The following is an 11,114-nucleotide window of genomic DNA, read 5'->3' as shown; positions in this document are numbered from 1 at the left end:
TGTCCACCAGGGAGCGGATGAGTCCGGCCAGGCGGTCGCGCAGGGGCCAGGTGCGCGCCTCCGCCGCGTACTCGCGGCCCCGCTCCTCCAGCCAGCGCAGCGTCTCGGGGGAGTCGGCGGACTCCAACCACCGGTAGGGGTCGGGCACGGGACGGCCGTGCAGGACGTCGACGGCGGGCTCGGGCTCGGGCGCGGACTCGGTGACGAGAGCGGCTCCGGGGGCTCGGTTGGACACCACACAATCGTTGGGGTGCGCTCATCCGGGGGTCAAGAAACAGATGCCTTGCCCCAAGGTGCGGGACTGTGTCCTCGGAGCAAGGTTTGCCCCGGTGTGTAATGGATATGGTCCGCGCTTCCGCCGGGTCTGTTCCCGCGGGCGCGCGACGGTGGTCGCGACCGCCGGGTCCCGCGCACGGGTGCGCCCCGCAGGGCCCCTCCCGGAGGAGGGGGAGACGGCCCGGCGGGGCGCTGGGATACGGGCTCAGGCGTTGTCGGGGTGGCCGATGGCCAGACCGCTCTGCGGGTCGAAGAAGTGCAGCTGGCTCACGTCCACCGACAGGCTGACCGGCTGGCCCGGGCGCACGCTGCTGCGGGGGCTGACCCGGGCGGTGAACAGCGAGGTGTTGCCGCCCAGCGGCAGGCCGTCGCCCTCGTCCTCATCGCCCGCGGCGTCCTTGGCCAGGGCGGCGGCGTCCTCGTGGCGCACCGGCGGGGCGTCCACGCTGAAGATCACGTTGATCTCCGTGCCCAGCTCCTCGGTCACGCTCGCCTTGACCTGGATCTGCGGGTCGCCGTTGCCGTCCAGGTCGGCGTCGTTGAAGTCCGAGGGGCGGATGCCCAGGATGAGGCTGCGGCCCAGGTAGTCGCGCAGGCCCTGGCGCGCCTCCAGGACGCTCGCCGGTACCGGCAGCTTGTGCTCGGCGAAGGTGAGCACCGCGCCGTCGCCCTCGGCGACCAGCTCGGCGTCGACGAAGTTCATCGCCGGGGAGCCGATGAACCCGGCCACGAACAGGTTGACGGGGGCGTCGAACAGGCGCTTGGGGGTGTCCACCTGCTGGAGGCGGCCGTCGCGCATCACCGCGACCCGGTCGCCCAGGGTCATGGCCTCGATCTGGTCGTGGGTGACGTAGATGGTGGTGACGCCCAGGCGCTCGTGGAGCTGGTTGAGGGAGGCGCGCATCTGCACGCGCAGCTTGGCGTCCAGGTTGGACAGCGGCTCGTCCATGAGGAAGGCGCGCGGCTCGCGCACGATCGCGCGGCCCATGGCCACGCGCTGGCGCTGGCCGCCGGAGAGGGCGCCCGGCTTGCGCTTGAGGTAGGTCTCCAGGCCCAGCATCTCGGCCGCCTCCTTGACGCGGCGCGCGATCTCGGGCTTGGCCACCTTGCGCAGCTTGAGGCCGAAGGCCAGGTTCTGCTCGACGGTCATGTGGGGGTAGAGCGCGTAGTTCTGGAAGACCATCGCGATGTCGCGGTCCTTGGGCGGGCGGTCGTTGACGATCTCGTCGCCGATGACCAGCGTGCCGCCCGTGATCTCCTCCAGGCCCGCGATCATGCGCAGCGCGGTGGACTTGCCGCAGCCGGAAGGGCCGACGAGCACCATGAACTCGCCGTCCTCGATCTTCAGGTTCAGGTTGTCGACGGCCTTGACGTCGCCGCCGTAGATCTTGTCAACGCCATCGAGGACGATCTCCGCCATGGTTGTCAGCTCCCGGGCCGGGGTCGAGGTGTGGGGCGACGCGGATCATCGGGGTGTCCGCGCCGCCGACCTGGAACTTTCGTAATTGATCGAACCAGGCCGTTGTGCTGATCACATCAGACACGATCCTGATCGAAAAGTCCATACTTGGGTCGATGTCGATCCGATTGCGGTCAGACACAAACCCCGTCCGCTCGGCTGGCGTGGCGGCCCCAGGTGCGTTAGCCTGTCCGACGGTTCCTTCCTTTCTCCCCTCCGCACCCTCGGGGCGGCGGCCACGACACGGCAGCCGGGTTGAGGCATCGGGTCGGGGAGTCTGGGTAACCTAACGACCAGTCCAGCACTGGACGGACCGGTTGTGCGGCCCCCACTCGTCCGATCGGACGCTGCATCACGCGCCAGGTGCAGCTGGGATCGGGTGAGGGGTGGAGTACCGCGACCGGGCGGGGGGTTGGACCCGGAAAAGGCCCGAACATCCAGTAGACAACGGTCTTCCGAGCTCGCCGCCGACGGGACGGAGCCGGTCCGAAGGGTGGCTCGGGCCTTTTCCGCGTCCCCCCATATGCTGACCGCGAGCACCTCTCACCAGCCAGCGGAAAGCGAGCACCCCACGTGGTTGCCGAGCACACCGAGCAGGGCAGCGCCCACGGCTCCGACAGACCCTCGCCGGAACCGGTGGGGCGGGAGCGGACGGCGAACCCGGCACGCTCCCTCGCCTCCGCCTTCGCGCCGGGACACCGCTGGGGACGCCACGACCTGCTGTGGCGGGTGCTCGCCGCGGTCGGCTCCGGTCTCGCCCAGCTCTTCGCGCTGCCGCCCTACGGCCTGTGGTGGCTGGGCCCGCTCAGCGCCGCGCTGCTCGCCCTCGCCGTCGCGGGGGCCCGGACGCGCCGCGCGGCCTGGCTCGGCGCCCTGTCCGGGGCCACGCTCATGGTGCCGCTGGTGCACTGGCAGGACATCTTCGGCGTCGACGTGTGGCTGCTCATCGCCGGAGCCGAGACCGTCTACTTCCTCCCCATGGCGATGGCCCTGGGCGCGGCCATGCGCCTGCCCGGCTGGCCGCTGTGGACCGCGGCCCTGTGGGTGGCCCAGGAGGCCGTGCGCGCCCGCTGGCCGCTGGGCGGCTTCCCCTGGGGCAAGCTCGCCTTCGCCCAGCCCGACACGCCCTTCGTCGGCTACGCGGCCCTCGGCTCCTCCGCTCTGGTGACCTTCGCGGTCGCCCTCACCGGAGGCCTGCTGCTGTGGAGCGCGCTGCGCCTGGCGGGCGCACTCGGGGCCGGACGCGGTGATCGGGACGACCGAAACGATCGCGACGCCGCGCACGCGGCGGGCACGGGCCCGGGCCGCCCCGCCAACACGGGCGGCCCGCCGAGGACGGGCTGGGTGCCCGCCGCCGTCGGACTGGCCGCCGCGGCGGCCGTCGTCGCCGGCGGCGCACTGGCCCCCGCGATCGGCCGCCCCGACGTCTCGCACACCGTCACCGTCGGCATGGTCCAGGGCAACGTCCCCAACGTCGGACAGATGTCCATCGCGGGCGAGCGCATGCAGGTCCTCGACAACCACGCCGAAGGGGTCCACGAGCTCGCCGACGCCGTCCGCGCGGGGGAGTACCCCCGGCCGGACATGGTGCTGCTGCCGGAGAACGCCAGCGACATCGACCCCTTCCGGGACCCCCAGGCGCGCGAGGTCATCGACGCCGCCGCGGCCGACGCGGGCGTCCCCCTGCTGTGGGGCATGAGCCGCTTCAACGACGACGGCACCCGCTACGTCAGCAGCGTGGTCTGGGACCCCCGGACCGGGCCGGGCGAGATCTACGACAAGCGCTACCTCGTGCCGTTCGGCGAGTACGTCCCCTTCCGCGACTTCTTCACGCGGTTCGTGGCCCGCCTCCAGCAGGTCAGCTCCGACGCCGTCCCCGGCACCGAACCCGGCGCCCTGGACGTGGGCGGCACCACCCTGGCCGTGGGTATCTGCTTCGACGTGGCCTTCGACCTGCCGGTGCGCGAGTCCGTCGCCGCGGGCGGACAGGTCATCGTGGTCCCCACCAACAACGCCAACTACAACTTCACCGGCCAGACCAACCAGCAGTTGGCCATCACCCAGCTTCGCGCCGTCGAGCACGGCCGCCCGGCGGCGGTCGTCTCCACCAGCGGCGTCAGCGCCGTGGTCAACCCCGACGGGAGCCTGGCCTACAGCTCGCCCGAGGCGGTGCCCGACATCCACGTGGCCGAGCTGGAGGCGATGGCGGGCACCACCGTCGCCACCCGCCTGGGCGCAGCGCCGGAGGCGCTCCTGAGCGCACTGGGCCTGGGCGCGGCGGCCGTAGCGGTCGTCCTGGGCCGCCGTCGCCGGGCCTGAGGGGGCGCGCCCGAGGGGCGTTCACGCGGACCCCCGGTCGGCAAGCGCGCGCACTGGGGAACCCTGGAGCCCCCGCGCGCGTTCTCTCCTGTAGGGGGAGTTCCCGCCGACGACCCGGAGGATGGTTACGCATGCCGCTGCTGACAGTGCTGGCGCTGATGGCGCTGCCCTTCCTGGAAGTGTGGCTGATGATCGCCGTCGGCGGCTGGATCGGCGTCCCGTGGACGCTGGCCGCGCTGGTCTCCCTGATGGTCCTGGGAGTGGCCGTGCTGCGCCGGGCCGGGACCAGGGCCTTCCGGGACGCGGACCAGGCCATGCGCTCGGGCGAGCAGCCGCGCGGGGGCCTGCTCGACCCGCTCATGCTCATGGCGGGCGGCATCCTGCTCGTGGTCCCCGGTTTCATCACCGCCGTGCTCGGCCTGCTGATGGTCCTGCCCTTCACCCGCCCCGTCCTGCGCTGGGCCTTCGCCTCGTGGGCGCAGCGCCGCGTGCGCGGGATGCGGGAGCGGATGAACGAGGAGTTCGTCGTCCGCGGGTCCACCGCCCCCGGCGGCCCGGGGGCGGGGGCGGCCGCGGGGCCGTTCGGCCCCGGCCGGAACCCGTTCGGCCCCCGCGCCGACGAGGACGCCGCTCCGCGCGACCGCGGCCGCGTCATCCAGGGGCGGTTCGAACCCCGCGCCGACGACGAGGACTGACGGCGCCCACCGCGCCGACCGGCCCCACGCGCTGACAGTGCCCGCCGCGCGTCCGGGGCCCTCCTGGTGTCCGACCGGCCCGGCTGTCGCGATGCCGGGCCGCCCGGGCAGCGGTGCGCCCGGCGCCGGTGTCAGCTCCGGCCGTGGAAGCGGGCCTGGAGCGCCCTCACCCGCGTCACCAGGGAATCCACCGGCCCCTCCACCGCGATCGCGGGCACGATGTCGCCGATCGACAGCCCGCGCACCGGTGCCGGGGGCACGCCCCACTCCTCCAGCCACGAGACGAGCTGCGCCGAGGAGGCCGCGTACACGATCCGGCCCAGCCCCGCCCAGCCGTGGGCGGCCGAGCACATGGGGCAGTGCTCCCCGGAGGTGTAGACGGTCGCCGCAGCCCGTTCCCCGGGGCTCATGCGGCTGGTCGACCACCGGGCGATGGCGAACTCCGGGTGCCGCGTCGGGTCGCCGCCGGCGACGCGGTTGCGGTCCTCGAAGAGCACTGTCCCCTCCCCGGACGCCAGCACCGAGCCGAAGGGCTCGTCACCCGCCTCCAGGGACTCCTCGGCCAGATCGACCGCGCGCCGCAGGTGGCGCATGTCGGTTTCGCTCAGCATGTCCTTCCCCTCTCCCCCTCGCACTCTCCGGCCCGGGCCCCGCGACTCTCGGAGGACGGCCGTCACACCGGCTCCGGGGTGCGCTCCTCGGCCTCGCGCTCGTCCTCCCTGTCCGCGGCACGGGCCTCGGACCGGGCCATCATCCGGTCGTCCACCACCCGGATCACCGTGATCACCACGATGGCCGCACCAGCCACGGCCAGACCGGTCAGCACCTTGGTCGGGTCGCTCACGTCCAGGTCGAAGAACCACCGACCCAGCGGTGTCACCATAGCCAGCGTCAACAGGCCCACCATGGAGCCCACCATCAGCACCTTCCACCACACGTACGGCTTGGCCACCAGCAGCAGCACCCACAGCGTCGTCGCGCACAGCGTGATGACCACCGCCGTCCGGTCGGCCGGGTCGGGCACCGTCCGGCCGCCCAGCACCAGCAGGTAGGTCGTCACCGCGGCGAAACCCGCCACCATGCCCGAGGGGATCGCCAGCCGCAGCGTCCGCATCACGAACCCCGGCCGGGCGATGTCGGTGTTGGGCGCCAGAGCCAGGAAGAACGACGGGATGCCGAACGTCACCGCGTTGATGAGCGTCGCGTGGCGCGGGAAGAAGGGGTAGGCCACCGCCAGCAGGCCCACGATGATCGCCAGCGTCATCGTGTACACGGTCTTGGTCAGGAACAGGTTGGCCACCCGCTCGATGTTGCCGATGACCCGGCGGCCCTCGGCCACCACGCGCGGCAGCACCGCGAACCGGTTGTCCAGCAGCACCAACTGGGCCACCGACCGCGACGCCGGGCTCCCCGAGCCCATCGCCACGCCGATGTCGGCCTCCTTCAGCGCCAGCACGTCGTTGACGCCGTCGCCGGTCATCGCCACCGTGTGCCCGCGGTCGCGCAGGCCCCTGACCATGTCGCGCTTGCGCTCGGGCGTCACCCGGCCGAAGGCCGAGCGCTCCTCCACCTCGCGGGCCAGCTCGTCGCGGTCCTCCGACAGCGCCCGCGCGTCCACCGGCCGGTCCGCGCCCGGCAGCCCCAGTTCACGGCCCACCGCGCCCACCGACGCCGCGTGGTCGCCCGAGACGATCTTGACGTCCACGCCCTGGTCCTCGAAGTAGTCCAGGGTCGTACCGGCGTCCTCGCGCAGCCTCTGGTCCAGCACCACCAGGGCCACCGGAAGCACGACCCCGGGCGCCTCGCCGGAGTCCACCCGCGCCGACGCGCGGGCCAGCAGCAGCACGCGGTGGCCCTGCGCGCCCAGCCGGGCCGCCTCGGCGGCCGCCGGGTCCTGCGGGGAGGCCAGCACGTCGGCCGCGCCCAGCACCCAGTGCTCCTCGCCGCCGGGGGCGAGGAAGCTGGCCCCGCTCCACTTGCGGGCGGACGAGAACGGCGCCAGCGCCGTGACCGTCCAGTCGGGCGCGGCCTGACCCGCAGCCCCGCACCCGCGCGCGATCGCCGCCATGCTCGCATTGTGGTCGGGGTCGCCGGCCGCCAGCGCCGCCAGCACGAGCGACGGGGACGCCTCCCCGCCGTGCCCGCCCAGGTCGCGGATCCCGGCCAGCTTCATGCCCGCCTCGGTCAGCGTGCCCGTCTTGTCGGTGCACACCACGTCCACGCGGGCCAGGCCCTCGATCGCGGGCAGCTCCTGCACCAGGCACTTGTGCCGCCCCAGCCGGATCACCCCGACCGCGAACGCGATGCTGGTGAGCAGGACCAGGCCTTCGGGGATCATCGACACCAGGGCCGCGACCATGCTGCGCAGGGCGTCCGCCAGCGGGCCGGAGATCTGGCCGCCCGAGGCCGACTCCTCCAGGCCCACGTGCCCGCCCAGGACCAGTTGGCTGTAGATCAGCAGGGCCCCGATCGGGAACAGCGCGTAGGTGATCCAGGTCAGGATGCGGTTGATGCCCGACCGCAGCTCCGAGTGCACCAGCGAGAAGCGGCTGGCCTCCTCGGCCAGCCGCGCGGCGTAGGCGTGCCGCCCCACCTTGGTGGCCCGGAACCGGCCGGTGCCCGCCACCACGAAGCTCCCCGACATCAGGGTGTCCCCGGGCCGCTTGACCACCGGGTCGGCCTCGCCGGTCAGCAGCGACTCGTCGACCTCCAGCCCTCCGGCCCAGGTGACGGTGCCGTCGACCACGATCTGGTCGCCCACGCCCACTTCCAGGACCTCGTCCAGGACGATCTCCTGCGTGGCCACGTGCACGGTGGCGCCGTCGCGCACCACCCGTGGCCGGGCGGCGTTGACGATGGCGAGCTTGTCCAGGGTGCGCTTGGCCCGCAGCTCCTGGACGATGCCGATCAGCGTGTTGAAGAGGATGACCATCGCGAACAGGCCGTCCTGCACCGGGCCGATCACGGCGATGATCGAGAACAGCACCGCGACCATGGCGTTGATCCGCGTGAACACGTTGCCGCGGATGATCTGGCCGACCGTGCGGCTCGCGCGCACCGGCACGTCGTTGGTCCGCCCCGCCGAGACCCGTTCGGCGACCTGCCGTCCGGTCAGTCCAGTCTCGGGGGGAGGGCCCCCCGGGCGCCCGGAACCTGCGGGAACGGGCACGCCGGAGGCTCCGGCGAGAGCTTCGGGGCCTCCGACCGCCTCGTGGGCGCGGCCGCCCGCCTGCGGTCCTGGGACGGCGGAAACCGCGTCCCGCGGCCTGTCCGCGGTGCTGTCCGCACCGTCGTCGGTCCGGTCGGGTTGCTCGGGCACGCACTACTCCTGTGTGGTCCGGGAAACTAGACGGGCGGGAAGGCGCCTCGGACGCGGCATCCGCCCCGCACACGCGAAGGGGGAGGGAGACTACAGACTAGAAGACTCCCGGACCGGGAACAGGCACACCGTCCCCCGGACCCGGGGTGGTGCCCGCACCACCCCGGGCCCGCGCGGAGCACCGCCGGGGCCCCTCCGGGTACGGTTGCGTTTACCTCCTGCCCACATCCCCGTTCCGCCCGCACCACCGCGGGGACCGCACCACACCGGGGACCCACAGCAAAGGTCACAAGGTCGTCATGTGCACTGTCATCGTCGGCTTCGACCCCGGCGCGGACACGCCCCTGGTCATCGCCGCCCTCAGGGACGAGATGTCCTCCCGGCCCTGGGACGGGCCCGCCCGGCACTGGCCCGACCGGCCCGACCTCGTCGGCGGCCGGGACCGCCTCGCGGGCGGCACGTGGCTGGCGGTGGACCCGTCGGGCCCGCGTACGGCGGCCCTGCTCAACGGCTGGCCCTGGGACGGGCGCATGCCCTGGGAGGGCACCTACCCGGCCAGCCGGGGCGAACTGCCGCTGCGCGCCCTCGCCCACGCGGGCCGCAACCCGGGCCGCGACCCGCTGCACGGCGACGACCCCACCCTCTACGCGCCCTTCCACCTGCTGGACGCCGACGCCCGCCGGGCCGGGCTGCACAGCTGGGACGGCCGGTGCCTGGACACCCGTCCGCTGCCGGTCGGCGTGAGCATGGTGGTCAACACCGGGCTGAACCCGGGCGATCCGCGCGCCGCCCGCCACACTCCCGAGTTCGCGCGCACCCGGCCCGACCCGGCCGACCTGTCCCGCGCCAAGGGGGTGGAGGAGGTCTGGGGGGAGTGGCCGCGCCTGGTGAACGAGGCCGCCGTCTCCGCGCCCCGTTCGGCGGGCCCCGACGAGTCCGGCGACCCGACGGGCCTGGTAGCCCGCGCCGACCTCGGCGGGGGCAGGATGTGGGAGACCGGGTCGGTGACCCTGCTGGCGATGGACCGCGAGACCGTGCGCTACGCCTTCACCGACGCCCCGGCCGACCCCGGGGCGTGGCGGATGATCGACACCTCGGCCCCCCGGTTCTGAGACACGGGGGGCCGAGGGCGCCGCCGACCGCCCGAGGAGCGGCGGACGGCGCGGGGGAGGGGTCAGCCGTTCAGGCTCCAGCGCTGGACGGCGCTGCCGTCGCAGTCGGCGATCACCATCCGGGTGCCGTCGTTCTGCGCCCGGCCCTGGGGCTGCAGGCAGCGGCCCGACTGCGGGTTGCGCAGGGCCTGCGTCCCGCTGTCGTGGGTCCACCGCTGCGCGCCGGTCCCGTTGCAGGTCCACAGCTGTACCGGAGTGCCCGCGGCGGTGGCGCCGCCCGCCACGTCCAGGCACTTGTCGAACGCCCGGAACGTGCCGTCGGAGCCCTCGGTCCACTGCTGGGCCTGGTTGCCGTTGCAGTGCGCCAACTGGATCGGGGTGCCGTCGCCCGTCTGGGCCCCGGCCACGTCGAGGCAGATGCCGTTGGAGGAGGTGATCGTGCCGGTGCCGCCGCCGGGGCTGCCGCCGTCCGAGTAGATCCGGACGTAGTCCACGAGCATCTGCTGGGGGAACTGGGTGGTGCCGTCGGGGTAGCCGGGCCAGTTACCGCCCACGGCGATGTTGAGAATCATGAAGAAGGGCTGGTCGTAGACCCAGGGGTTTCCGCGCGTGTCGGCGGGCGTGTAGGTCTGGTAGGCGTTGCCGTCCACGGACCAGGTGATCGACCCCGGGCTCCAGTCCACGGCGAAGGTGTGGAAGTCGTCGGCGAAGGACCAGCCCTGCGGGTGCATGTAGGAGCCGGTCAGGGGGTTGCCCCCGGAGTAGCCGGGCCCGTGGAGGGTGCCGTGGACCAGGTGCGGCTCGCGGCCGATGTTCTCCATGATGTCGATCTCGCCGGAGTCGGGCCACGGCGTCTGGGGGAAGTCGGCGCCCAGCATCCAGAAGGCGGGCCAGATGCCCTGGCCCCGGGGGATCTTGATGCGGGCCTCGATGCGGCCGTAGGCGTGTTCGACCTTGTTCTGGGTGGTCATGCGGGCGGAGGTGTAGCCGCCGTTGGCTTCCCTGCGTGCGGTGATGACGAGGTTGCCCTGGCCGTCGAGGGCGGAGTTGGCGCGGCTGTCGGTGTAGTTCTGGAGTTCGTTGTTGCCCCAGCCGTGGGCGCCGGTCTCGTGGTTCCAGTTGGCGGGGTCGGGGGCGCTTCCGGCGGCGCCGTCGAACTCGTCGGACCACACCAGGGCCGCCTGGGCGGCTTCAGCGGAGGCCGGGGCCACCGCGTCCTCTTGGACGGGGGCGGCCGAGGCGGCTCCGGCCGGGACCACGAGCGCGGCCGCGGTGACGAAGGACAGTGCTGCGGAGACGAGGGGCCTACGGGGCCGGTACGCGATGCGCATGGGCTACTCCGGGGGGAAGCCCCGCCGCGGCGGGGCGGTGACGGGCGGAGTCGGTCCCGGGCACGGAGGGCGTGCGCGGGACCAGGTGGGCGACTGCGCGCAGTCGCCGTGTTACGCAACGAATCTAATTGGTAAGTTACTGTACGTTTAGTTTTCCTTCAGCACAAGGGGTGTGAACGGGGGAAAGGCGGCGGAACTGGGGAATGCCCGCGGCGTGGACCGCTCGGGCGGTCGGCGGCTGGCCGGGCGGCGGGTCATCGGTCGGCGGGCGTGGTCGGGCCTTGGCCCCGAGGGCGGACATGTGTGGCTTCGATGCGCCAAATCTGTGCATTCCAGACGGAGCAACGGGTAGGGGACAAGAACGCAGTGGAACGCTCCCTACCCCTTCCCCGTTGACCCGGGGTGGAGCGAAAGGATTCCGGAACCGCGCTGGAGGCGGGCTGCGGGATCGTGTCCACAGTCGACCCGGGACGCGGAGGCAGCGTCACACCGTGGCCCCGGGCACCCCACAACCGCCGACCGATGACCCGCCGCCCGGCCAGCCGCCGACCGCCCGAGCGGTCCACGCCGCGGGCATTCCCCAGTTCCGCCGCCTTTCCCCCG

At 73.2% G+C, this 11,114-nt stretch carries 7 protein-coding genes and 1 pseudogene; 3 read left to right on the top strand and 5 right to left on the bottom strand.

Features of this window, described 5'->3' with window-relative positions:
- Together ABD54_RS22895 and ABD54_RS22890 are read right to left on the bottom strand one after the other, a co-directional pair.
- A pseudogene (locus ABD54_RS22895) lies at positions 1-238 on the bottom strand (S9 family peptidase); the annotation flags it as partial.
- A gap of 243 nt (positions 239-481) precedes the next feature.
- The gene (locus ABD54_RS22890; RefSeq protein WP_047871599.1) at positions 482-1,696 is read right to left on the bottom strand and encodes an ABC transporter ATP-binding protein; all 1,215 of its coding nucleotides are present in this window, start codon (positions 1,694-1,696) and stop codon (positions 482-484) included.
- Positions 1,697-2,308: 612 nt separating this feature from the next.
- Here ABD54_RS22890 and lnt point away from each other — a divergent pair.
- Together lnt and ABD54_RS22880 are read left to right on the top strand one after the other, a co-directional pair.
- Positions 2,309-4,054 carry an apolipoprotein N-acyltransferase gene (lnt, locus tag ABD54_RS22885; RefSeq protein WP_047871598.1) on the top strand — a complete coding sequence of 582 codons (1,746 nt, stop codon included), beginning with the start codon at positions 2,309-2,311 and terminating at the stop codon, positions 4,052-4,054.
- Between the two features lie 131 nt (positions 4,055-4,185).
- Positions 4,186-4,749, top strand: coding sequence for an FxsA family protein (locus ABD54_RS22880; protein WP_047871597.1), 564 nt, complete (start codon positions 4,186-4,188; stop codon positions 4,747-4,749).
- 131 nt (positions 4,750-4,880) lie between these two features.
- Here the strand turns inward: ABD54_RS22880 and ABD54_RS22875 are convergent, their stop codons facing one another.
- Together ABD54_RS22875 and ABD54_RS22870 are read right to left on the bottom strand one after the other, a co-directional pair.
- On the bottom strand, positions 4,881-5,360 hold the full coding sequence (locus ABD54_RS22875; protein WP_047871596.1) for a cytidine deaminase: 480 nt from the start codon (positions 5,358-5,360) through the stop codon (positions 4,881-4,883).
- A 62-nt stretch (positions 5,361-5,422) separates the two neighbouring features.
- Positions 5,423-8,068 carry an HAD-IC family P-type ATPase gene (locus ABD54_RS22870; RefSeq protein WP_047871595.1) on the bottom strand — a complete coding sequence of 882 codons (2,646 nt, stop codon included), beginning with the start codon at positions 8,066-8,068 and terminating at the stop codon, positions 5,423-5,425.
- Between the two features lie 299 nt (positions 8,069-8,367).
- Here ABD54_RS22870 and ABD54_RS22865 point away from each other — a divergent pair, with 299 nt between their 5' ends.
- A complete protein-coding gene (locus tag ABD54_RS22865) occupies positions 8,368-9,180 on the top strand; it encodes an NRDE family protein (RefSeq protein ID WP_047871594.1) in 813 nt (270 codons plus the stop codon).
- Positions 9,181-9,242: 62 nt separating this feature from the next.
- Here ABD54_RS22865 and ABD54_RS22860 read toward each other — a convergent pair whose 3' ends face one another.
- Positions 9,243-10,511, bottom strand: coding sequence for a family 16 glycosylhydrolase (locus tag ABD54_RS22860; protein WP_047871593.1), 1,269 nt, complete (start codon positions 10,509-10,511; stop codon positions 9,243-9,245).
- Positions 10,512-11,114: the final 603 nt, after the last annotated feature.

Origin of the sequence: Nocardiopsis sp. RV163 (genome assembly GCF_001029525.1) — a bacterium.
Classification (GTDB): Bacteria; Actinomycetota; Actinomycetes; order Streptosporangiales; family Streptosporangiaceae; genus Nocardiopsis; species Nocardiopsis dassonvillei.
This window is presented reverse-complemented; position numbering and strand designations above follow the sequence as displayed.